Origin of the sequence: Thalassolituus pacificus, from assembly GCF_025318105.1 — a bacterium.
Classification (GTDB): Bacteria; Pseudomonadota; Gammaproteobacteria; order Pseudomonadales; family Oceanobacteraceae; genus Venatoribacter; species Venatoribacter pacificus.
This window is the reverse complement of sequence record NZ_JAOANI010000028.1, coordinates 481,903-504,071: the sequence shown is the minus strand read 5'-3', so window position 1 is coordinate 504,071 and position 22,169 is coordinate 481,903. Positions and strand designations below refer to the sequence as shown.

The following is a 22,169-nucleotide window of genomic DNA, read 5'->3' as shown; positions in this document are numbered from 1 at the left end:
CGTAAGGGGGCAGGAATATCCAGAGAACAATAAAAACCTGTAAGCTCCTGAAAACATTGCTGAAATAAATTAATATCAGAAGAATTACTGACGACATGGCTAACACTATTTAATAAGACATTACTTATACGCTCAGGCCAGTTTTTTTCTGACTCGCTACTGACAGATGTCAGTGAGGTTCGTAATTGCTGATTAAGAGAGGCTAATAACGAAGGATGATATAAAAATATTTGCTCAGAATTGTGATCTTCTGACAATAATGTTGCCTGAACATTGCGTTGCCGTAGTGCCGTATCCATAGCCTGAATCTCGTCCGATTTCCTTGATATAACGGCAGCATGATCTACAGAGCAGCGGAAATCAACGCAGTGCAGGATATAAGTCCATATTAATATAAAGAATATTTACTAAATCAAAAGACGTATATTCAAAACTATACTTTTGGATGTACAGATATTAACAGGAGTGTGTTAGCGATCTGGTCAATATAAGCCAGATCGCTATATAACAGAGACACTATTTATTTAATTCTCTGAGCCCCCCAAAATTAATGAGTTTAATCTGAGGCAACTGTGAATAATTCTGCGCCGCTACGCGTGAGTGCTGCAGAGTGCTTTTGACAAGGCGTCGATTGAAGTGAATGGCGAGTGCTTTATAAAATCGACAACACACCGTCAAAGCGCTTTGCAGCCAACGCCCTGCGGGCACCGCATGATTCAGAGGTGCCCTGGGTTATTGTTTGCTTACTCATCCTTTAGACGGTTGATACCCAGTGCTTTTAATGTGTATTTTTCATAAATCGGTTCACTGGAGCCGGTTTTCATTTTACGAATGAAATATTTTTCAAAAGCAATTTTCGCCAGATGCACCCACTTACCTTTTTTGAACCAGGTAACGTTACGTGGCGGAATCTGCGGAATGGCGACAAAAGCGGCTCCGGTGTCTCCCATATCCGCCAGACAGATTGCATTCCAGGTTCCACGGGCATTGGCTTCACCTTTGCCATCCAGGTCAGCCGCCAGATTATGCGCAATCGCAGTCATCATGGATTCGATCATATAACCGGTTTTCGGCGTACCGGTCGGAACCGGCGTTTCTTCTACCGGTGGAATGGCAACACACACACCCGCTGAGAAAATATTTTTGTAGGTTGGGTTGCGCTGGAATTCATCGATGATGACAAAACCTTTCGGGTTCACCAGACCTTCCACCGCTGCCACCGGATCAACCCCGGCAAACGATGGCAACATCATGGAATGCTTAAACGGCAACTCGTGCTGTTTTTTCAGCGAACCATCGTCGTTCATCTCATCGACATACATCATGCCGTCAGCCACTTTGGTCACCTTGGCATTGGTGATCCACTTGATGTGACGGTTACGCAACTCGCTTTCCAGCATCGATTTGGAATCCCCCACACCGCCCAAGCCCAGATGGCCAATGTAAGGCTCACTGGTCACATAGGTCATAGGAATACGGTCACGGACTTTTTTGTTACGCAGTTCTTTATCAAGAATAAAGGCGTACTCATAAGCAGGACCAAAACAGGAAGCACCCGGCATGGCACCAACAATCGCCGCGCCCGGTTCGGAAATCATGGCTTTAACATTGTCATAACAGGTTTCGGCATGATCCAGTGAACACACCGATTGGGTAAAACCGCCATGAGGGCCAGCGCCCTCAACTGCGGCAAAGTTCAGTTTCGGGCCGGTGCAGATCACCAGATAGTCATAGGCTTCTACATCGCCATTGGCTAACGTCAGCTGGTTTGTTTTCGGATCAATGGTAATCACGGCCGAGGCAATAAACTCAATGCCTTTCTTTTCCAGATACTGGCGGATAGGAAAACTGATTTCCGGCCGCTCGCGCCAGCCAACCGCAATCCAGGGGTTGGAGGGAACAAACTGGAAGTCTTCCCGTTCGTTGATGACCGTAACCTGATGCTCCTTGTTCAGGATTTCGCGGATTTCATACGCGCCTGCCATACCACCGGTACCGGCACCTAATACGATAACTCTGGCCATAGTCTGCCTCATGCTTGTTATTGTCGAAGTGACAGATAAGGAGCAAAACAGAGGCCAAATATTACTACATAAGCATAAAGTAGAATTAATTGCGCAAAGCGATTGAATTCACAGAGAATTTCAACCGCTGTCTCTGGTAGCGACCAGCGCAGAAAGCAATACAAAAAAACACAGGATGACAGATTTGTCGGACGGAAGCGTCAGTTCTGGCAGTCGGAGCAGGAAGGATTGCGGCTGATGCCCCAGCGCCGCCACTCGCCCTGCAAAGCATCGAAGGTCAGCAGGCGGCCACTCAGGCTTTCGCCGATGCCCGCCAACACTTTCAGTGCTTCCAGCGCCTGCATGGCGCCGATAATCCCGACCAGCGGTGACAAAACCCCGCTTTCGGCACAGCTGAGCTGCTGATTATCCAGGCTGGGATAGAGACAGCGATAACAGGGGGCATCCGTCTGACGTGGATCAAACAGCGTTATCTGACCATTCAGCCCAACCGCAGCACCCGACACCCAGGGCACCGAGTGCGCGATACAGGCGCGATTGAGGTCATAGCGCACCTTGCTGTTATCACTGCAGTCGATGACCAGATCCACTTTTACCTGCTCTTCCTGCGCATCACCCACAGCGGACAACTGCGCCATCAGCCAGTCAGCATTGGCCCGCACAGCGTGAGTAACTACTTGCACATCCGGGTTTAACCGCTGCACTTCAGCAGCAGCAGATTCGACTTTCAGCAGGCCGATATCAGCACTACCGTGAGCGGTCTGACGCTGCAGATTCGACAGTTCAACACGATCATCGTCGACCAGACTGAGCCGACCAACACCGCTGGCCGCCAGATACTGCAGCACCGGGCAGCCAAGACCGCCGAGACCGATAATCATCACATGGGCATCGAGCAGCGCCTGCTGCCCGTCAATATCCAGCTGCGGTAACAGAAGATGGCGCGAGTAACGCAGTAACTGCTGATCGTTCATCATTTATCCCATCACCTGCTGCGGCCAGCGGCCACCACTGATGCGTGGCTGGCCACCGAGGTCGCGGCGATTGCTTACCTCAGCAAAACCGCGGGCGCGCAATAACTCACACACCGCATCGGCCTGCTGATAACCGTGCTCCAGCAACAGCCAGCCATTGGCGCGCAAGAAACCCGGCGCACGGTCAATAATCAGCGCCAGATCACTCAGGCCATGGTTATCAGCCACCAGCGCCGAGCGTGGTTCAAAGCGCACATCACCCTGCGCGAGGTGCTCATCGTCTTCATCGATATAAGGGGGATTGCTGACGATCAGATCGAAATCGCCGCTGACGGCGCTGTACCAGTCCGACTGCATAAAACTGACACGCGCAAGCTGATTACGAGCCGCATTCGCCTGCGCCAGCGCCACCGCATCGGCATTAAAATCAACACCGGATACCTGCCACGAAGGTTGTTCAGAGGCCAGCGCCAAGGCAATCGCCCCAGTGCCTGTACCTAAATCGAGCACCCGGCTGTTGGCCGGCAAGGGTAATTCCAGCGCCCACTCCACCAGAGTTTCGGTATCGGGCCGCGGAATTAAGGTTGATGGGTTCACATTCAGGCTGAGCGACCAGAAATCCCGTTCGCCCAGCAGATAGGCCACCGGCTCACCGGCCAGCCGCCGCGCCAGTAAGGCATCCGCCGCCTGTTGCTGCTCTGCGCTCAATAACCGGTCAGACCAGGTGTAAAGCCAGGTACGGCTCTGCTGCAGTACATGGGCGAGCAGCAATTCGGCATCCAGACGGGCACTGTCAGAGCCGGCTTCCAGCTGCGTCCGCGCTTCTGCTAACCAGGTTTCAATGCTCAGCACAGACACCGGACCAGAAATCATCAGCCGCCTGCCATCTCAGCCAGCAGGTTTGCCTGATGCTCGCGGATTAACGGCTCAATCACCGGGGTCAGATCGCCCTGCACAATTTCATCAAGCTTATACAGCGTCAGGTTGATGCGGTGATCGGTAACCCGCCCCTGCGGATAGTTATAGGTGCGGATACGTTCAGAACGATCGCCGGAGCCGACCAGACTTTTACGCGTCGCCGCCTGTTCGGCATGGGCCGCCTGACGCTGCGCATCACGCAGACGCGTGGCCAATACCGCCAGCGCCTTAGCGCGGTTTTTATGCTGCGAACGCTCGTCCTGACACTCCACCACCAGACCGGTGGGTAAGTGCGTTACACGAATAGCCGAGTCGGTTTTGTTAATGTGCTGACCACCGGCCCCGGAGGCGCGGAAGGTGTCGATGCGCAGATCGTTCTTGTTGATGTCGATCTCTTCTTCGCTGTCGACTTCAGGCATCACTGCCACAGTGCAGGCGGAGGTATGAATACGACCCTGGCTTTCTGTTTCCGGGACGCGCTGCACACGATGAACGCCGGATTCAAACTTCAGCCGCGAATACACATCGGTGCCAGAGATGCGGGTAATCACCTCTTTAAAACCGCCATGCTCGCCTTCGCTGGCGCTCATTAATTCGGTGCGCCAGCCCAGCGTTTCAGCAAAGCGGGTGTACATACGGTACAGATCACCGGCAAAAATCGCGGCTTCGTCACCGCCGGTACCGGCACGGATTTCGACCATTACGTTGCGGCTGTCGTCCGGATCTTTCGGTAACAGCAGAATTTCCAGCTCAGCGGCCAGCTGCTCAAGGCGTTCGCTGGCGGCCTGCTCTTCTTCCTCCCCCATGGCGCGCATGTCCGGATCGGGGTCGGCGGCCAGCGCTTTGGCTTCGGCCAGATCGGCGCCGGCCTGCTCATAATCGCTGTAGGTCTGGGCAATCACTTCGAGATCGGCGTATTCCTTCGACAGCTTGCGGAAACGGTCCTGGTCGTTGGCGGCATCCGGCTCAGACAACAGGTGTCCGACCTCTTCATAACGATCGCGCAGGTGTTCGAGTTTATTAAGAATCGAGCTTTTCATGGTTTATTCGGTATCAGCAGAGGAGGATGGCGCCGGATGGCTGTTCAGGCTGAACAGTTCGCGGGTCCAGTCGAGCACTTCCAGACGGCCTTCAGCACCAGCTTTGCGCAGCGCAGTGGTTGGTGCGTGCAGCACCTTATTACTGAAGGTATGGGCAAACTGGCGCAACACTTTTTCCGCATCGGCACCGTTTTCAAGTTGTTTCAGCGCTTTGCTGAGCTGTTCTTCACGCAGCACATCAATGCTGCTGCGCAGGTCGGTGAGGGTCTGCACCGCATCCAGCGCTTTCAGCTCGCGCATAAAATGGTCGACGCCGGAGAGAATCAGCTCTTCGGCCTGACGCGCAGCGTCTTCACGCGAACGCACGTTTTCTTCGATGATGCTGCGCAGATCATCCACCGAGTAGAGGTAGACATCCGACAGCTCGCCGACTTCTTCTTCAATATCGCGCGGCACCGCAATATCGACCATAAACATCGGTTTATGGCGGCGCTTTTTCAGCGCTTTTTCCACCATGCCCTTGCCCAGAATCGGCAACGGACTGGCGGTGGAGGAAATCACGATATCGGCGCGGGACAGTACATTGGGAATATCTTCCAACAGCACCGCTTCGGCATGAAACTCCTGCGCCAGATTCTGCGCCCGCGCCAGGGTGCGGTTGGCGACAATAATGTCGCGCACTCCGGCCTGATACAGATGACGGGCAACCAGTTCGATGGTTTCCCCGGCACCAATCAGCAGCGCACGGCTGTTGGCCATATCGGCAAAAATATGCTGCGCCATACGCACCGCCGCAAAGGCGACCGACACCGGGTTCTCGCCGATAGCCGTGTCGGTACGTACGCGTTTGGCAATGGAAAAGGTCTGGCGGAACAAGCGGCCGAGTTCGGAGCCTACGGTACCGGCTTCCTGCGCGACCGCAAAAGCGGATTTCATTTGACCGAGAATCTGCGGCTCGCCCAGCACCAGTGAATCCAGACCACTGGCAACGCGCATGGTGTGTTGTACGGCCTGCTCACTGGTCAGGCAGTAGAGCGCGGAATCAAGGTCGCGGCGGTCAATGTCATGATGACGGGCCAGCCAGTCGACGATAACGTCTTCATGCAACTCATCGGCTGAGCAATATATTTCGGTGCGGTTGCAGGTCGACAGGATCACTACCTCAGACACCGGATCCAGCGCCTGCACTTCGCTCAACACGTCCGACATCGACGCCGGATCGAAGGCTACACGTTCACGCACAGCAACCGGTGCTGTTTTATGGTTAATCCCCAGTGCCCAAATACCCATGTCGACTGACGCTGCTCCCGCTTTCAACCTGTACCGGCAACCATTGTCGCCGGCAGAGTGCCTGACCTGCCGGAATACGTCAGTCAGTACTGCAACTTCTCAGTACATCTGCGCATCACAACAGGTGGCGGCTGTGCAAAAGCGGGGATTATAAACATCTGGCCGCGGCTTTGCCGCTGAAATCTTTGACTTAAATCGCTATCTGACCCTAAATAGCATGCGCTATCTCCTATTGGCATCCGAATCATCAGGTCTTCTCTTTATATGTTTTTTTACATCCGCGAGTCCCGCCGTACCCCGTCTGACCGCCCATCTTTGTCTGCTGTGTTGCGCACGGGTCTGTGGCTGGCGCCGCTGTTTTCGGCCGTCATCGTCCTCCCGGGGTGTGCCAGTTTCGGCCAATCAGCCTCACCACAGGTGCAGCAAACGGCACCGGCGGATAATCAATCCCAGCAAAATATTCATTATCAAACCCGCTCACCAACAGACACCCTGGCCGAGCCGGTATATCGCCCGATTCCGGCTGCAACACTGTATTCCCTGCTGGTTGCGGAAATGGCTGGACAGCGCCAGCGCTTTGATATTTCGCTCTACAACTATATGGATCAGGCACGTACGACCCGCGACCCGGCCATTGCCGAACGCGCCGCACGCATTGCCCAATACGTTGGCAGCGACTCTCACGCAGCCGAAGCCGTTTCGATCTGGCTGGAAGAAGAACCTGAAAATCCCGCCGCCCATCAGGCCGCTGCGCAACTGCTGATGGAGCAAGGTCAGTTCAGCCAGGCACTGAAAGAGCTGGAAATTTTGCAGGATCTGGCAGGCGTCAGTCAGTTTGACTACCTGGCCGCCAATGCCGGTCAGCTGCCGATGGAACAACAACAGGTATTGCTGTCGCAGTTTCAGCTTCTGACCAACAAATACCCGGAAAACCCTTCGGTCTGGTATGCCCGCGGGATTATGGAACAGCATCTGCGCTTGTATCCGGAAGCACTGAAGCACATCGAAGAAGCCCTGCAGCGCAATCCGGCGTACTTAAGTGCCGCCCTGCAGAAAGCCCGCATTCTGGTGCTGCTGCAGCGCTCTGATGACGCCATTGACTGGCTCGAAGATGTTCATGACGACTACCCCGAGCACAAAGGCGTCCAGGTTCTGCGCGCCCGCATTCTGCTGGAGCAGCAAAAAATGGACAGCGCCCGCGATGCGTTTGCCGCGCTGCACAAAAACTTCCCGGAAGATTCTGCCATTCTGCTGTCCCTCGCTCTGCTGGAAGAAGAACTTGGCCAGCGTGAACAGGCGCGAGAGCACTTGTATCAACTGTTAGCGAGCCAAGCGCATACCGACGAAGCGCATTTCTACCTGGGTAAAATTGCCCAGGAGGAAGAAGATTTCGACACAGCGATTGAGCAATATGCGCAGGTGAACAGTGGCCGCGAGTTTCTTGCAGCCCACCTTAAAGCGTCTTATCTGCTGAATGAAACCCAGGGCATTGATGCGGCACGCAGCTATCTGAATGACCTGCGCGGCGACTTCCCTCAACAGTCCAGCGAACTGGTACGCATAGAAGTCGACCTGCTATCGGCTGCCGGACAACCGGAAGACGCCATGGTACTCATCAGCCAGGCTCTGATCGTGGCACCGGAAGATCTCAATCTTCTTTACACCCGCGCCATGCTGGCTGAACGTCTCGGCGACCTGAATAAACTGGAACAGGATCTGCGCACAGTTATCCGCCTCAGACCGGACCACGCCGAAGCGCTGAACGCTCTGGGCTACACCCTCGCCGACCGCACCGATCGCTGGGCCGAAGCACTGCCGTTAATCGAACGCGCCCTGGAACTGACCCCGGATAATCCGGCGGTTATCGACAGCCTGGGCTGGATCTACTTCCGCATGGGGAACCTGGAACAGGCGCGCCCACTGCTGAAAAAGGCTTTCGACATGATGAAAGACCACGAAATTGCCGCCCATTACGGTGAACTGTTATGGCTCAGTGGTGATCAGAATGAAGCCCGCCATATCTGGCAGCAAGGACTGGAACAAACCCCGGACAGTGAGATTATTCTGCGCACCCTGCAGCGCCTGGATATTGATCCGGAAACTCTCAGCCAACACTGATAAGCCCGCCATGACCATCAAAACCACGTTGACCACACTGCTTCTGCTGAGCCTGCTCAGCGGTTGCAGTAGCCTGCTGCCACAGCCCGAAGGTGGCAAACAAGGCCTGCAAAGCAGCCTCAATAACCTGCAGCAGTGGCAGGTGCGGGGCAAACTATCGGTTACATCTCCGGACGACAGCGTTACCGGCTATTTAACCTGGGAACAGGACAAACAGCGTTACGACCTGTTTATCTCCGGACCGTTTGGTTCCGGCGCTTCGCGCCTGCAAGGCAATGCACGCCAGGCTGAGCTCACCTTACCCGGCTGGGACAAACCACAACGGGCGCGCACCCCCGAGCAACTGATGCTGGCCCACATGGGCTGGAATTTCCCGGTGACCGATATCCGCTATTGGGTTAAAGGCCAGCCCAGCCCTAATGCCAGCGCCAGCAGCGAATATGACGAGAACGGCCTGCTAAACCGCCTGCAACAACACGGCTGGGATATCCGCTACTCACGCTACCAGCAACATGGTGATTACTGGCTGCCCGGCCTGATTAAAATATCAGGCCACGATTTCCGTTTTGTATTTTCGATTAAAGAGTGGACTGTTAATGGCTGAACTGCCTGCCGGCGGCAACTGGCTGAGTGTACCAGCCCCCGCCAAACTGAATCTGATGCTGCACATCACCGGCCGTCGTGATGACGGTTATCACAACCTGCAGACCCTGTTTCAATTTATCGACCATGGCGACGACCTGCACTTCCGGTTGCGCAACGATGGCGAGCTGACACTGACTCCTGCCATTGAAGGTGTCAGCTTCGAAGACAATCTCATCATCCGCGCCGCCCGTCTGTTGCAAAAAAAATCTGAAAAAACACTGGGTGCCGATATCCGCCTGGATAAAAAACTGCCCATGGGGGGCGGTCTTGGCGGTGGAAGTTCTGATGCAGCCACCACCCTGCTGGCACTGAATCAACTGTGGAATCTGCAACTCTCTCTCGACGAACTGGCCACCCTTGGCCTGAGCCTTGGAGCCGATGTGCCAGTGTTTGTGCGGGGTGAAGCCGCCTTTGCCGAAGGTGTGGGGGAGATACTTACCCCGGTGCCAGAGCTTGCCGAACCCTGGTATCTGGTGGTGTGCCCGCAAGTCCATGTTAATACAGGAAAAATTTTTTCACATAAGGGTTTGACAAGGGATACGGACCCCATTAATATTCGCACCGCGCTGAAGCAAGGGGGCAGAAATGACTGCCAGGCAATCGTTTCGATGCTGTATCCAGAAGTTGGTAACACATTGAATTTGCTAAATAAATTTAATCTTGCTAAGATGACGGGCACTGGAGCTTGCATATTTTCAAGCTTCGGTTCTGAAGCAGAAGCCATCAGTGTTTCTGAGCAGTTACCGGCTGAGTATGTAGCCTTTGTGGCTAAGGGTGTTAACCAATCACCTGCACATAAGGTATTATTCAGACCGTCTTAAAAGTTGTTGGGGTGTCGCCAAGTGGTAAGGCAACGGGTTTTGATCCCGTCATTCGCAGGTTCGAGTCCTGCCACCTCAGCCAATTCTCTTTCCTTCCATTATTGAATAATTGCATCAAAGGGGACAACCGTGTCTAAGTTGATGGTTTTTACCGGTAACGCTAACCCGGAACTGGCAAAGCTCGTTGTTGAGCGTCTTGATATTCCCCTTGGCGAAGCCACTGTTGGCAAATTCAGTGATGGTGAAATTACCATCGAAATCAATGAGAACGTGCGCGGTAAAGATGTGTTCATCATCCAGCCGACCTGCGCACCGACCAATGATAATCTGATGGAAATTCTGCTGATGGCCGACGGTCTGCGTCGCGCTTCTGCAAGCCGTATTACTGCGGTTGTTCCTTACTTCGGTTATGCCCGCCAGGATCGTCGTCCACGCTCAGCCCGTGTGCCTATCAGTGCCCGCGCTGTCGCCGACATGATGTCCACCGCTGGCATCGACCGCGTACTGACGGTTGATCTGCACGCCGACCAGATCCAGGGCTTCTTTGATGTTCCTGTTGATAACGTCTACGGCTCGCCGGTACTGATTGACGATCTTGAGCGTCAGGCTTACGAAGATCTGATTGTTGTGTCTCCGGACATCGGCGGTGTTGTTCGTGCCCGCGCAATCGCCAAACAGCTGAATGTTGACCTCGCAATCATCGACAAACGTCGCCCGAAAGCCAACGTTTCTGAAGTTATGCATATTATCGGTGATGTTTCTGGCCGTACCTGTGTACTGGTCGATGACATGGTCGATACCGCCGGCACTCTGTGCCACGCAGCCAAAGCTCTGAAAGAGTTTGGTGCGAAAAAAGTTGTCGCCTACTGTACACATCCTGTACTATCCGGGCCCGCTGTTGAGCGTCTGGCAAGTGCTGAGCTGGATGAGTTGGTAGTTACCGACACCATCCCGCTGTCTGAAGCCGCCAAGTCAATCGGCCGCATCCGCCAACTGACCATTGCTGGTTTGCTGGCTGAAGCTGTACGCCGTGTGAATAACGAAGAATCCATCAGTGCGATGTTTCGTTAAGCCGCAATAGCAGCACAATAAACGATTTTTCAGGCCGTTTGAGCTGGTCGCAAGCTCAAACGGCTTTTTATGTCAAAACCATGAGGAAATACCCATGTCAGAATTTAATCTGTCAGCTGAACTTCGCGAAGATGCGGGGAAAGGTGCGAGCCGCCGCCTGCGTCGCGAAAACGCCGTACCAGCCATCGTTTACGGTGGTAAAGCCGGTGGTAACGACCGCAAGCCACAAGCGATCGTTCTGAAAGCTAACGAGCTGAACAAAGTACTGGAAAACGAAGCGTTCTACAGCAGCGTGATCACCCTGACCATCGGCGAAAAAACCGAACAGGTTGTTCTGAAAGATCTGCAGCGTCACCCATCCAAAGCGATGATCTGGCACGCTGACTTCCTGCGCGTAAGCAAAACCACCAAAATCAAAGCTCACGTACCTCTGCACTTCCTGAACGAAGAAAGCTGTGTAGGCGTGAAGACTGGCGGTGGCAAAATTGCTCACCAGCTGACCAGCCTGGACATCATCTGTAACGCTGGCGATCTGCCAGAGTTCATCGAAGTTGATCTGGCCAACGTTGAAGCCGGTTCAGTTGTTCACCTGTCTGATCTGAAGCTGCCAAAAGGCGTTGAGTCACTGGCTCTGTCCCATGGCCCAGAGCACGACACTTCGGTTGTTACTGTTATCGCTCCTAAAGGCGGCGACAGCGAAGAAGAAGCAGCCGCCGAGTAATTCCGGTTGTTGTAGCAAAAAAGCGGGGCTGGTCCCCGCTTTTTTATTGGTGATTCTTTATCGTCTGGATATCGACATCATGTCTGACTCTATTCAATTAATCGTAGGCTTGGGTAATCCCGGTGCCGAATACGAACACACCCGCCATAATGCTGGTGCCTGGCTGGTTGAACGCCTGGCGCAAAGCGAACGCATCAGCCTCAGTCCGGAAAAAAAGTTTTCAGGTCGTGCCGGTAAAGGACGCCTGGGCGGACAGGAATGCTGGCTGTTAATTCCCACAACGTTTATGAACCTCAGCGGACAGGCCGTACAGGCACTGGCGAATTTCTATAAGCTGAAACCAGAACAGATTCTGGTGGTTCACGATGAACTGGACCTGCCAGCGGGTACGGCCAAATTCAAATTTGGCGGTGGTCATGGTGGCCAGAACGGCTTACGCGACATCATCAGCAAGCTTGGCAACAACCAGAACTTTCATCGTCTGCGCATTGGCATTGGTCATCCCGGCGATAAATCTCAGGTCACCGGCCATGTGTTGGGCCGGGCCAGCAAAAGCGATCAGCAGGCCATTGATGCCGCCATTGATGAAGCGTTGCGCGTACTGCCGGATGCCATCAGCGGCAACCTGGCCAAAGCCATGAATCGACTTCATTCATTTAAAGGGTAAAATACCCGCCAAATTTTAACGCTGTTGCGACAGCAGTACGGATCACAGGATATTTTTATGGGCTTTAAATGCGGTATCGTTGGTTTACCCAACGTCGGCAAATCCACACTGTTCAATGCGCTGACCAAATCCGGCATTGCCGCCGAGAACTTCCCGTTCTGTACGATTGAACCCAACTCCGGTGTGGTTGCCATGCCTGACAAACGCCTCGACGAACTGGCCGAAATTGTGAAGCCTGAGCGCGTAGTACCAACGTCGATGGAATTTGTGGACATCGCAGGCCTGGTTGCTGGTGCTTCCAAAGGTGAAGGCCTGGGCAACCAGTTTCTGGCCAATATCCGTGAAACTGATGCCATTGCCCACGTGGTTCGTTGCTTTGAAGACGATAACGTTATCCATGTGGCCAACCGCGTCAGCCCGGCCGATGATATTGACATCATTAATACTGAACTGGTACTCGCCGATCTCGAATCCTGTGAAAAACAGCTGCAGCGCATCACCCGTATTGCCAAAGGCGGCGATAAAGACGCCGTGGCGCAGAAAGCTCTGCTGGAACGCCTGATTCCACACTTCGAGCAGGGTAAAACCGCACGCATGCTGGAGCTGAACGACGACGAACGCAAACTGGCACGCATCTTCCATTTGCTCACCATCAAACCGACCATGTATATCGCCAACGTGGCGGAAGACGGGTTTGAAAACAATCCGCACCTGGATGTTGTACGCCAAATCGCGGAATCCGAAGGCGCCTCTGTTGTGGTGGTCTGCAACAAGATCGAAGCCGAAATTTCCGAGCTGGACGATGAAGACAAACTCGAATTCCTGCAGGAAATCGGTATGGAAGAACCGGGCCTCGATCGCGTCATCCGTTCCGGTTACGAGTTGCTGGGCCTGCAGACCTACTTCACCGCCGGTGTGAAAGAAGTGCGTGCCTGGACCATTAAGATTGGTGATACCGCCCCGCGTGCAGCCGCCGCCATTCACACCGACTTTGAACGTGGCTTTATTCGCGCAGAAGTCATCAGCTATGCTGACTTCATTACCTACAAAGGTGAAGCCGGTGCTAAAGAAGCCGGTAAATGGCGCTTAGAAGGCAAAGAATACATCGTGAAAGACGGCGATGTTGTGCACTTCCGCTTTAACGTCTGAGGCCTTAAAGCAAGCATCGGCAGTGAGCATAAAAAAGGTCGGTTAATCAGGCTGGTTGTCAGCCCGATTATCTCCCACTTTATGACCCCGAACAGGGCCTTCACTGAAGGCCCTGACTCTTCTCCGGAAACGCCTGGCGTTGCCGTGACAGTACACACTGAACAATGCGTTCCACAGCCAGCACTCACCGCCCGCACTGTATAACGTCTAGAATACACATTCTGCAGATTTCATCTGACACACCTCTTTGCTGAGCCCCTGCCCGGCAGCCCCTATCCGGTACTACTATGCCCGCACGAACACTGCCGCTACCGCTGCTGCTGGCTCTATTGACAGCACTGTCACCACTAGCCATTGATATGTACCTGCCTGCAATGGAAGCAATGGCGGGTGACCTTGAGACCAGCATTCATTTGGTCGAATTATCCGTCAGCACCTATCTGCTGGGGTTTGCACTGGGGCAACTCAGTGGTGGCCCGTTGTCGGACCGTTACGGCAGACGCCCGCTGATTATTATCGGCCTGATTATTTTTGCCCTGAGCAGCGCAGCACTGATCGTTACAACATCGCTGTCCACATTGCTCGCACTTCGCTTTATCCAGGCCGTTGGTGGCGGCTTAGCGACGGTCAACTCCAGTGCGATCGTACGCGACCGTTTTCAGGGTGCCGACGTGGCCAAAACGCTGTCATTGGTTTCTATGATTATGATGGTCGCACCGCTGGTCGCACCGATGCTCGGAGCGCTGACACTGAGCTTTGCCGGCTGGCGGACTATTTTCATCATGCTGTCCGTTTATGCTGCCCTCGTCCTGATCATTCTGGTATGGCAACTGGAAGAAAGCCATCCGGCGCATAAACGCCAGCAGCGGCTTCCGGTACGCGACTACCTGCGGGTAATCAAACACGTCCGAGCACGGCGCTTTATTCTGGCGCAGGCTCTGGCATCCACCGGGATGTTCGTTTTTATCACGGCGTCACCCTACCTTTACCTCGATTACTTTGAGCAAAGCGCAGAGCGCTTCCCCTGGCTTTTCGGTGCCAACGTTCTGATGATGATGTCGATGAACCGGCTGAACATGTTGCTGCTTCGCCGCTTTGACAGCCGGCATATTTTACGTGCAGGCCTGGCACTGCAACTGAGCAGCGCGGTATTGCTGGTGCAGTTGTTTATCACGCACCCACAAGACGCATCGCTGTCGCTGGTATTACCTCTGATGATGCTGTTCGTTGGCTCTTTAGGACTGATTTCAGCGAACGCAACAGCCACCATCCTGCATTATTTCCGCGATATCAGCGCAACAGCCACGGCCTTAACCGGCGTGACCGTATTCTGCAGCGGCGCTGTGTTTGGCCTGATCTGGGCACAGCTGCATAACGGCACACCGCTGCCCATGATGCTCGTTATGCTCAGCAGCGCCGCACTTGCCAATATGGCTCTGTACCGTGTTCCGCCAGAACAGCCACACGCTGAAACGGAATCAGAAACATGATCACAACAGACTGGTGCATCAGTGAAACAAATCTGGCTTGTCTGCGGGGCAAAAGAGGAACAGAATGAACGTTCAGTCCGATACACGAAGAAACATGGATAAACGCCAGCAAATCCTGGAAGCCACCGCCGACCTGATCGCAGAGCAAGGGTTACATTCCTGCCCAATGGCGATGGTCGCAAAGCATGCCTGCTGTGGTGCTGGTACCATTTACCGTTATTTTGAGACGAAAGAAGAACTGGTACAGCAGTTATTTCTGCACCTTACGGAAGTGATGGCCAGCCACTGTATGAACGGCTATGACGAAAGTGCAGGTGTTAAACTCAGATTTTATAGTTTCTGGGGCAATTTTTACCGCTACATGCTGGAGAAGCCCCGAGACCGCGCGTTAATGGAACAACTGTCGGCCTCACCTGCCATCAGTGAGCTGCAGCGTGAAGAGGCGCTGAAACCGATGAATAAAGCGCTGACCATGCTACTGACCGACGGTAAGCAGCAGCAGATGATTAAGAATCTGCCCGATGCGGTTTTAACCACCATGACCTTCGGCAGTCTGACCATGATGGCCAAGAAACTGCAGTTGTCACCGCAGATGTTTCCGCAGGCGGTACAACCCGATGATTTGCTGAATCTGTGCTGGGACGCCATTAAAGCGTAACAGGCGGAATCACAAAACAGGCCCACAAGGCCTTTTTTTAAACGCCAGAACCTGAATGAACGTTCACTCTCGTTGATTCAAATCTAACTAAGGAGACATACCATGTCGAACAGCTTACCTCAGGCGTCAGAATCCACGGTATCAATGCCAGCCAACGCAGCAATGACACCTTCCGTACGCAACAGTGGCAGTGATTTTTATTCCATGCTGACCGATCTGACCCTGACGCAGAAACGTAACCGCGCAACTCAGCGCCAGAATGCCTGAGTTACGCAGTTCTGGGCGGGCCATCTCAATGAATGATGGCGTCCTCGCCCAGATCAGCTTCAGCAAACGAAGCCGGTAAAACGCACAGGCGGTTAACCATCAACAGACTGTGATCCGGAATCAGCAGTTGGTCGTTATCCATCAGTGCGTCCAGTAATACACAGGTCGCATCGATAGAATCCAGTCCGACAATGATTGCCAGCGCAAAACCATATTTGGTATTGAGCGCGACCAAATCACCGACTTCCAGCTCTTCCCGCTCGGTTATAATGTCATCGCCCACCAGTTCGTCGGTAGGCCAGGGTGTCTTGAAACGCGCCAGCGCCACCAGCTGCACAATCCCCTGAATCACGCCGTCGCTGATATCGACTTCAATATCCCCCTCTTCTTCCGGCTCCATCAGGCGATCAAGCAGACTCATAAACAGATCGGAATCTTCCTCTGACCAGCGCAGATCAACGGGGTCATGGCTGCTGCGATTTGAACGGAAACTGACTTCGGTGGGAAATTCTGCCGGATCTTCGCCGGTGGTTCCGGCTGGCATTAACAGGCTGACGGCTTCGAAACCGCTTTTGTCCTGATCACTGATACGCCAAAACAAGGGTTGCATTTCTGCATTCATAGGGATTACTCCGTATTCACCATGATTAGATGGAGCCTGCGTGGCAATAAGTCTGACGGACCTCCCTTATGCTTGGCTATACCGTTTATATAGCAGGGCTGCATGGCAGTGACAAGACGCTGAATGACAATAACTCCGGGCAGTGACGACAAATCCTGTTATGACAGTTTGAGGCAGGTTGCGCCGTAAACGTTCAATCAGCGTGAAAAATGGTGTTAACATCAGGGTCTAATAACAAACACTGACAGAACCCCGGGGAATTACCATGCATTCACTGTTTACCCGCACCCTGATCACCGGCTGCGGTTTGTTACTGCTGTCCGGCTGTGCAACGCCTATTGCCAACTTCGATGCCATCAGCCTGGATGCCAAGCGCGATGCAGCCATGGCAGATGAATCCGCTTCCCGTACGATTCAGCACGCACAATCCAAAATTGAACTGGGTAAAAGTGAGAACCTGCGCTTCTACGCACCACGTCACCTCGAACAGGCTCAGAAGCAACTGCTGGAAGCTCAGGAAATGCTGACCAGTGGCGAGCCTGACGGCGTCGTGAAGACGGTAGCCATGACCTCATTGAAAACCGTCGAGGCCGGCCTGAATGTTAAAAAAGACATTCTCAAACAGCTGAAGCCGACATTGGATCACCGTGAGGTATTAAAAGACATCAAGTCCGACCAATACTTCCCCGCCGACTACCAGGCCGTTGAGGAAGAACTGGTAAAACTGATTGATCTGATGGAAGACCACCAGACCATCAAAGTCGATGCCGGCCAGAAACTGCTGTTAGCAGAAATGCATCGTGTCGAAGTCGCCACCATCGAATACATCCAACTGCAGCCGGTCAAAGACCACCTGGAACGCATTAAAAACAAAGGCGGTGCTTCTGTTGCCCCGATCAGCTGGGATACTGCGCAGAAGGCCTTGCTGCAGGCTCAGGCCTTAATCAGCAAAACTCCGCGGGCCAAAGGTGCCATCGCCAAGGCCACGGTTGCTGCGACCAAAGCGGCTCAACACGCCGAAGTCATCACCAACCTGAGCAACGAAATTCTGGATGCCAGCAAAGATGACGCCGAAGCCATTGCCCTGCGTATGGAACGCTGGCTGTACCGTATCAGCGTGGCGCTCAAACATGACGATATCCGTCATCAGCCACTGAGTGACCAGGCCGGTGAATACGCGGCTTCTATCGAAGCCCTGATGCGTAACCGTTAAACCTGCGGTTTAAACATAAAAATGCCCGGTACTCCGGGCTTTTTTGTGCTCTTTTACCGCTCAGATTTTACTCGTCTTCGTCGCGCGGCGGCAGAAAACGGGTTGGAAAATGTGAAATATTAGAGCCCTCGCCTTTGCTGATTTTCGGGCTGCCTTCTTTTTCTACCTCATCAATGCGCACGATGGCATGCATCGGTATAAAGGTGCGTTTCACATCCGCAAAGGTCAGCTTCAGTTTTTCTGCATCGGGATCAACCACCAGCGATGAGCGCTCGCCAAACAGCAGCTGCTCGACTTCGATAAAACCGTGCAAATCACTCTGATAGATATAGCGGGCATAAATCTCAACAACATCACCCTGTTGCTGATAGACAATCCGGTAGGTAGGTTCCTGCTTTTCTTTACTGCTCATGATGCCTGCTTGTCGACCTGAATGCCGGTTTAAGCACCGGACAAAGAAAAAGAAGGCAATTGTAACACGAGCAAGCAAGACAGGATGCAGACAGCCGACGGATACTGGTGACTAACTGAGCAGGGACAGTATAATGTTGCCCCTTTTGTATAAACCGCTGACGAGGCCGGAAACTCCCTCATGACTGACCAGGTAAAAAAGCTGTACATCAAGACCCACGGTTGCCAGATGAATGAGTACGACTCATCACGCATGGCCGACATGCTGGGCGAAAGTCATAAGATGGAGCTGACCGATAACCCGGAAGAGGCGGATGTTATCCTGCTGAATACCTGCTCGATCCGCGAAAAAGCCCAGGAAAAAGTGTTCCATGAACTGGGCCGCTGGAAAGGCCTGAAAACCAAGAATCCGGATCTGAAAATCGGCGTCGGCGGTTGCGTGGCCTCACAGGAAGGCGATGCCATCATCAAGCGCGCTCCGTTCGTGGATATGGTGTTCGGTCCGCAGACCCTGCACCGTCTGCCGGATATGGTGAACAAGGCCAGCAATGCCATTCAGGTGGTGGACGTTACCTTCCCGGAAATCGAAAAATTCGATTTCCTGCCGGCGCCCAAAGTCGAAGGCTGCTCTGCTTTTGTTTCCATCATGGAAGGCTGTTCCAAATACTGCACTTTCTGCGTGGTGCCTTACACCCGTGGTGAAGAAGTCAGCCGTCCGCTGGCCGATGTTCTGAAAGAAGTTCAGTCACTGGCTGACCAGGGTGTGCGTGAAGTGAACCTGCTGGGCCAGAACGTCAACGCTTACCGCGGTGAAACCAGCGATGGCGCCTCTCAATCAGGTGATTGGGCCGATCTGGCCGAGCTGATTACTCTGGTGGCCGATATCGACGGCATCGACCGTATCCGCTTTACCACCTCGCACCCGCTGGAATTCAGCGACAGCCTGATTCAGGTCTATGCCGAAGTGCCGGAACTGGTCAGCCACCTGCACCTGCCGGTACAGAGCGGTTCCAACCGCATTCTGGCGGCCATGAAGCGCGGTCATGAAATCGATATGTACATCGACAAAATTGAACGCATCAAAGCGCTGCGCCCGGACATTTCGATTTCTTCCGACTTTATTATTGGTTTTCCGGGTGAAACCGCCGAAGATTTCGAAGACACCATGAACCTGATCAACCACATCGGCTTCGACACCTCATTCAGCTTCATCTACAGCCCACGTCCGGGAACACCGGCCGCCAATCTGGAAGACGACACGCCGGAAGAGCTGAAGAAGCAACGTCTGCAGATTCTGCAGGCGCGCATTGTGCAGCATGCGCAACAGATCAGCCGCCGCATGGTAGGCCGTGAAGAAACCATTCTGGTTACCGGCGTATCGCGTAAAGATCCGGGCGAATTGCAGGGCCGCACGGAGAACAACCGTGTGGTGAACTTCAAAGCCGACGATCACAGCCTGATCGGCAAGTTTGTTAAAGTCAGCATCGAAGATGCTTACCCCAACAGTTTGCGTGGCATCCTGCTCAATCCGGAGTTAGCCTACTAACCTCATTCGTGATTTATGCGGCCCGCCCCGCCGGTGCCGCATAACCAAAAGCCCCACAGAGAGAGTCCTCATTGACCCGCAAAGATACTGAGCAACCAGAATCCATTGAGCCTGTCCAGTCTGCAGAGGCTGAAGCAGCCACACCAAACCGCCACAGCACCAGCTTTGCTCTGGAACCCGATGACGCTCAGCGTCTCGCTAACCTGTGCGGACACGTTGACAGTCATATTGAACAGATTGCCGACCACTTTGAGCTGGAAATCTACAACCGCGGCAATAAGTTCACCATTGAAGGCAAGGTCAAGCTGGCGCAGCGCGCGGCCTTACTGATTCAGCGCCTGTATCGCGAAACCGCCAACGGTACGCCGATCACACCGGACCTGATTCATCTGTTGCTGCAGGAAGATGGCAGCGAACAGGCCGCCGGGCGCAAGGCAAAATCCGATTACGACAGCCGTATCATCAAAACGCCGCAGGCCATTATTAAACCGCGTGGGCCACACCAGCTCGACTATCTGCAGCGGGTGCGTGAGTTCGACATCAACTTTGGTGTCGGCCCGGCCGGTACCGGTAAAACCTTTCTCGCTGTTGCCGCCGCCGTTGAAGCCCTGCAGCGCGATGAAGTGAAACGCATTCTGCTGGTGCGTCCGGCGGTGGAAGCCGGTGAGAAGCTGGGCTTCCTGCCTGGCGACCTGGCACAGAAAATCGATCCGTATCTGCGCCCGCTGTATGACGCGCTGTACGAAATGCTGGGCTTTGAGCAGGTTGCCCGCCTGCTGGAGCGCAGCGTGATTGAAATTGCGCCACTGGCGTATATGCGTGGCCGCACGCTCAGCCACTCGTTTGTGATTCTCGACGAATCGCAGAACACCACCAAAGAACAGATGAAAATGTTCCTCACCCGTGTCGGTTTTGGCTCCAAAGCCGTTATCACCGGTGACGTAACTCAGGTCGACCTGCCACGCGGCGTTTATTCCGGCCTGAAGCATGGCCTGGAAGTGCTCGATGGTGTTCCGGGGATTGGTGTTACCCGCTTTACCAACGCCGATGTGGTACGCCACCCGCTGGTACAGCGCATCGTTGATGCTTACGATCGTTTTGATGAGAAAGAAAAACAAGCCGAAGACGAACGCAAAGCCGCCCGTTTGAGTGCACAGCGTAACGATGAGGATGCTGTATGAATCTGTTACTCGATGTGCAGATCGCCGACGAGCTCGAAGGCTTCAGCGCCTTTCTGCCCAGCGAAGAACAATTGCATCACTGGGCAAGCGCCGCCCTGAGCGGCCGCACAGACTTTGCCGAACCTGAACTGACCATCCGCCTGGTGGCGGAAGACGAGAGCCAGGAGCTGAACAGTGAATACCGCGGTAAGGATAAACCGACCAATGTACTGTCCTTCCCGTTTGAGGCTCCTCCTCAGGTGCCCATCGAATTATTGGGTGATCTGATCGTCTGCGCCCAGGTGGTGCAGCAGGAAAGTATTGAACAGAACAAACCCGCCGAAGCTCACTGGGCTCATATGGTGGTGCACGGCTGCTTGCATTTGCTGGGGTACGACCATATAAAGGACGACGAAGCAGATGTTATGGAAGACCTGGAACGCCAGATAATGGCCGGACTGGGATTCTCTGATCCTTATCCAGATGAGGCACCATGAGCGAAGACCGATCGGGCCAGCATCGTAGCTGGCTGGAAAGACTGACTGATTTATTCTCCGACGACCCGCAAAGCCGTCAGGACATCAAAGTTATTGTGCGCGAAGCGGCCGAACGCAGCATTGTCGATAACGAAACCCTCAATATCCTCGAAGGTGCCCTGCAGGTATCAGAAATGCAGGTGCGGGACATTATGATTCCGCGCTCGCAAATGACCTCGATTAACGTCAACGATGCGCTTAAAGATTATCTGCCGCAGATTATCGAATCTGCGCACTCGCGTTTTCCGGTGATGGGCGAAGGTCAGGACGAAGTCCTGGGCATTATGCTGGCCAAAGACCTTCTGCCATTAATCCTTAACGAAAATCGTGAAGAATTCCGTCTGAAAGAGGTGTTACGACCCACCACCTTCGTTCCGGAAAGCAAACGCCTGAATGTGTTGCTGCGCGAGTTCCGCGCAACCCGCAATCACATGGCCATTGTGGTGGACGAATTCGGTGGGGTTGCAGGTCTGGTCACCATTGAAGACGTGCTCGAACAGATTGTTGGCGATATCGAAGACGAACACGACTTCGATGAAGAAGACAGCATGATTAAAGAAGTGGAAGACGGTATCACCATGGTCAAGGCACTGACTCCGGTGGACGACTTTAACGAACACTTCAGTGCGCGTTTTCCCGATGATGAGTTCGATACCATTGGCGGCATTGTGGTACACCACTTTGGCCGGGTACCGGAATGCAACGAAAGCATCCGCATTGAACAGTGGCAATTCAAAGTGGTGAACGGCACCAGCCGTCAGATCAATCTGCTGGAAGTAACGCCCATCATCGACGCCGGCTAAACCGGCGTATTCAACCTCATTTTGA

Annotated in this window: 22 protein-coding genes and 1 tRNA gene; 16 read left to right on the top strand and 7 right to left on the bottom strand. The window is 53.7% G+C overall.

All coding sequences use genetic code 11. The features are described 5' to 3' along the window. Positions 1 to 743: 743 nt before the first annotated feature. From NYR02_RS17035 to hemA, 5 genes are all read right to left on the bottom strand, one after another. Entirely contained in the window at positions 744 to 2,024 is a 1,281-nt protein-coding gene (locus NYR02_RS17035) for an NAD(P)/FAD-dependent oxidoreductase (RefSeq protein WP_260977550.1), read from the bottom strand. A gap of 200 nt (positions 2,025 to 2,224) precedes the next feature. Then, positions 2,225 to 3,001 carry a HesA/MoeB/ThiF family protein gene (locus NYR02_RS17030; protein ID WP_260977549.1) on the bottom strand — a complete coding sequence of 259 codons (777 nt, stop codon included), beginning with the start codon at positions 2,999 to 3,001 and terminating at the stop codon, positions 2,225 to 2,227. Then, positions 3,002 to 3,871, bottom strand: coding sequence for a peptide chain release factor N(5)-glutamine methyltransferase (gene prmC / locus NYR02_RS17025; RefSeq protein WP_270049651.1), 870 nt, complete (start codon positions 3,869 to 3,871; stop codon positions 3,002 to 3,004). Beyond that, complete coding sequence (gene prfA / locus NYR02_RS17020) at positions 3,871 to 4,956, bottom strand: peptide chain release factor 1 (protein WP_260977548.1); 1,086 nt, start codon at positions 4,954 to 4,956, stop codon at positions 3,871 to 3,873. Before prfA ends, prmC begins: the two co-directional genes overlap by 1 nt. A 3-nt stretch (positions 4,957 to 4,959) precedes the next feature. After that, the gene (hemA, locus tag NYR02_RS17015; RefSeq protein ID WP_260977547.1) at positions 4,960 to 6,246 is read right to left on the bottom strand and encodes a glutamyl-tRNA reductase; all 1,287 of its coding nucleotides are present in this window, start codon (positions 6,244 to 6,246) and stop codon (positions 4,960 to 4,962) included. A 264-nt stretch (positions 6,247 to 6,510) separates the two neighbouring features. Between hemA and NYR02_RS17010 the strand changes: the two genes are divergently transcribed. From NYR02_RS17010 to NYR02_RS16960, 11 genes are all read left to right on the top strand, one after another. Continuing rightward, entirely contained in the window at positions 6,511 to 8,364 is a 1,854-nt protein-coding gene (locus tag NYR02_RS17010) for a tetratricopeptide repeat protein (protein ID WP_260977546.1), read from the top strand. A gap of 10 nt (positions 8,365 to 8,374) precedes the next feature. Next, complete coding sequence (gene lolB / locus NYR02_RS17005; protein WP_260977545.1) at positions 8,375 to 8,968, top strand: lipoprotein insertase outer membrane protein LolB; 594 nt, start codon at positions 8,375 to 8,377, stop codon at positions 8,966 to 8,968. Next, a complete protein-coding gene (gene ispE / locus NYR02_RS17000; protein WP_260977544.1) occupies positions 8,961 to 9,830 on the top strand; it encodes a 4-(cytidine 5'-diphospho)-2-C-methyl-D-erythritol kinase in 870 nt (289 codons plus the stop codon). The genes lolB and ispE overlap by 8 nt, the downstream gene beginning before the upstream one ends. Positions 9,831 to 9,837: 7 nt before the next feature. Further along, positions 9,838 to 9,912, top strand: a tRNA-Gln gene (locus NYR02_RS16995). Positions 9,913 to 9,959: 47 nt separating this feature from the next. Then, positions 9,960 to 10,901 (top strand): ribose-phosphate pyrophosphokinase, encoded by a 942-nt coding sequence (locus tag NYR02_RS16990; protein WP_145469550.1) that lies wholly within the window; start codon positions 9,960 to 9,962, stop codon positions 10,899 to 10,901. 94 nt (positions 10,902 to 10,995) lie between these two features. Then, complete coding sequence (locus tag NYR02_RS16985; protein ID WP_260977543.1) at positions 10,996 to 11,622, top strand: 50S ribosomal protein L25/general stress protein Ctc; 627 nt, start codon at positions 10,996 to 10,998, stop codon at positions 11,620 to 11,622. Between the two features lie 79 nt (positions 11,623 to 11,701). Next, positions 11,702 to 12,289, top strand: coding sequence for an aminoacyl-tRNA hydrolase (gene pth, locus NYR02_RS16980; protein ID WP_260977542.1), 588 nt, complete (start codon positions 11,702 to 11,704; stop codon positions 12,287 to 12,289). 57 nt (positions 12,290 to 12,346) lie between these two features. Beyond that, positions 12,347 to 13,438 (top strand): redox-regulated ATPase YchF, encoded by a 1,092-nt coding sequence (gene ychF, locus NYR02_RS16975; RefSeq protein WP_260977541.1) that lies wholly within the window; start codon positions 12,347 to 12,349, stop codon positions 13,436 to 13,438. Between the two features lie 287 nt (positions 13,439 to 13,725). Continuing rightward, complete coding sequence (locus tag NYR02_RS16970) at positions 13,726 to 14,928, top strand: multidrug effflux MFS transporter (protein WP_260977540.1); 1,203 nt, start codon at positions 13,726 to 13,728, stop codon at positions 14,926 to 14,928. Between the two features lie 94 nt (positions 14,929 to 15,022). Further along, a complete protein-coding gene (locus NYR02_RS16965; protein WP_260977539.1) occupies positions 15,023 to 15,586 on the top strand; it encodes a TetR/AcrR family transcriptional regulator in 564 nt (187 codons plus the stop codon). A 102-nt stretch (positions 15,587 to 15,688) separates the two neighbouring features. Then, positions 15,689 to 15,853, top strand: a complete 165-nt coding sequence (locus tag NYR02_RS16960) for a hypothetical protein (protein WP_260977538.1) — start codon at positions 15,689 to 15,691, stop codon at positions 15,851 to 15,853. 25 nt (positions 15,854 to 15,878) lie between these two features. Here NYR02_RS16960 and NYR02_RS16955 read toward each other — a convergent pair whose 3' ends face one another. Beyond that, entirely contained in the window at positions 15,879 to 16,475 is a 597-nt protein-coding gene (locus NYR02_RS16955; protein WP_260977537.1) for a hypothetical protein, read from the bottom strand. A gap of 265 nt (positions 16,476 to 16,740) precedes the next feature. Between NYR02_RS16955 and NYR02_RS16950 the strand changes: the two genes are divergently transcribed. Continuing rightward, positions 16,741 to 17,688 carry a hypothetical protein gene (locus tag NYR02_RS16950; protein ID WP_260977536.1) on the top strand — a complete coding sequence of 316 codons (948 nt, stop codon included), beginning with the start codon at positions 16,741 to 16,743 and terminating at the stop codon, positions 17,686 to 17,688. Between the two features lie 67 nt (positions 17,689 to 17,755). Here the strand turns inward: NYR02_RS16950 and NYR02_RS16945 are convergent, their stop codons facing one another. After that, positions 17,756 to 18,100: a DUF1820 family protein gene (locus NYR02_RS16945; protein ID WP_260977535.1), complete on the bottom strand. Its 345-nt coding sequence runs from the start codon at positions 18,098 to 18,100 to the stop codon at positions 17,756 to 17,758. Between the two features lie 180 nt (positions 18,101 to 18,280). Between NYR02_RS16945 and miaB the strand changes: the two genes are divergently transcribed. The 4 genes from miaB (at position 18,281) to NYR02_RS16925 (ending at position 22,144) form a co-directional block, all read left to right on the top strand. Beyond that, positions 18,281 to 19,645: a tRNA (N6-isopentenyl adenosine(37)-C2)-methylthiotransferase MiaB gene (gene miaB / locus NYR02_RS16940; protein WP_260977534.1), complete on the top strand. Its 1,365-nt coding sequence runs from the start codon at positions 18,281 to 18,283 to the stop codon at positions 19,643 to 19,645. A 170-nt stretch (positions 19,646 to 19,815) separates the two neighbouring features. Further along, positions 19,816 to 20,826, top strand: coding sequence for a PhoH family protein (locus NYR02_RS16935; protein ID WP_260977701.1), 1,011 nt, complete (start codon positions 19,816 to 19,818; stop codon positions 20,824 to 20,826). Beyond that, entirely contained in the window at positions 20,823 to 21,302 is a 480-nt protein-coding gene (ybeY, locus tag NYR02_RS16930) for an rRNA maturation RNase YbeY (protein WP_260977533.1), read from the top strand. Before NYR02_RS16935 ends, ybeY begins: the two co-directional genes overlap by 4 nt. After that, positions 21,299 to 22,144 (top strand): HlyC/CorC family transporter, encoded by an 846-nt coding sequence (locus NYR02_RS16925; protein WP_260977532.1) that lies wholly within the window; start codon positions 21,299 to 21,301, stop codon positions 22,142 to 22,144. The genes ybeY and NYR02_RS16925 overlap by 4 nt, the downstream gene beginning before the upstream one ends. The last annotated feature ends 25 nt before the right edge of the window (positions 22,145 to 22,169 follow it).

Bases quoted from the DNA above. Each gene is read 5' to 3' on its own strand.
- NYR02_RS17035 (WP_260977550.1), bottom strand. From the start codon at position 2,024: ATGGCCAGAGTTATCGTATTAGGTGCCGGTACCGGTGGTATGGCAGGC.
- NYR02_RS17030 (WP_260977549.1), bottom strand. From the start codon at position 3,001: ATGATGAACGATCAGCAGTTACTGCGTTACTCGCGCCATCTTCTGTTA.
- prmC (WP_270049651.1), bottom strand. From the start codon at position 3,871: ATGATTTCTGGTCCGGTGTCTGTGCTGAGCATTGAAACCTGGTTAGCA.
- prfA (WP_260977548.1), bottom strand. From the start codon at position 4,956: ATGAAAAGCTCGATTCTTAATAAACTCGAACACCTGCGCGATCGTTAT.
- hemA (WP_260977547.1), bottom strand. From the start codon at position 6,246: ATGGGTATTTGGGCACTGGGGATTAACCATAAAACAGCACCGGTTGCT.
- NYR02_RS17010 (WP_260977546.1), top strand. From the start codon at position 6,511: ATGTTTTTTTACATCCGCGAGTCCCGCCGTACCCCGTCTGACCGCCCA.
- lolB (WP_260977545.1), top strand. From the start codon at position 8,375: ATGACCATCAAAACCACGTTGACCACACTGCTTCTGCTGAGCCTGCTC.
- ispE (WP_260977544.1), top strand. From the start codon at position 8,961: ATGGCTGAACTGCCTGCCGGCGGCAACTGGCTGAGTGTACCAGCCCCC.
- NYR02_RS16985 (WP_260977543.1), top strand. From the start codon at position 10,996: ATGTCAGAATTTAATCTGTCAGCTGAACTTCGCGAAGATGCGGGGAAA.
- pth (WP_260977542.1), top strand. From the start codon at position 11,702: ATGTCTGACTCTATTCAATTAATCGTAGGCTTGGGTAATCCCGGTGCC.
- ychF (WP_260977541.1), top strand. From the start codon at position 12,347: ATGGGCTTTAAATGCGGTATCGTTGGTTTACCCAACGTCGGCAAATCC.
- NYR02_RS16970 (WP_260977540.1), top strand. From the start codon at position 13,726: ATGCCCGCACGAACACTGCCGCTACCGCTGCTGCTGGCTCTATTGACA.
- NYR02_RS16965 (WP_260977539.1), top strand. From the start codon at position 15,023: ATGGATAAACGCCAGCAAATCCTGGAAGCCACCGCCGACCTGATCGCA.
- NYR02_RS16960 (WP_260977538.1), top strand. From the start codon at position 15,689: ATGTCGAACAGCTTACCTCAGGCGTCAGAATCCACGGTATCAATGCCA.
- NYR02_RS16955 (WP_260977537.1), bottom strand. From the start codon at position 16,475: ATGAATGCAGAAATGCAACCCTTGTTTTGGCGTATCAGTGATCAGGAC.
- NYR02_RS16950 (WP_260977536.1), top strand. From the start codon at position 16,741: ATGCATTCACTGTTTACCCGCACCCTGATCACCGGCTGCGGTTTGTTA.
- NYR02_RS16945 (WP_260977535.1), bottom strand. From the start codon at position 18,100: ATGAGCAGTAAAGAAAAGCAGGAACCTACCTACCGGATTGTCTATCAG.
- miaB (WP_260977534.1), top strand. From the start codon at position 18,281: ATGACTGACCAGGTAAAAAAGCTGTACATCAAGACCCACGGTTGCCAG.
- ybeY (WP_260977533.1), top strand. From the start codon at position 20,823: ATGAATCTGTTACTCGATGTGCAGATCGCCGACGAGCTCGAAGGCTTC.
- NYR02_RS16925 (WP_260977532.1), top strand. From the start codon at position 21,299: ATGAGCGAAGACCGATCGGGCCAGCATCGTAGCTGGCTGGAAAGACTG.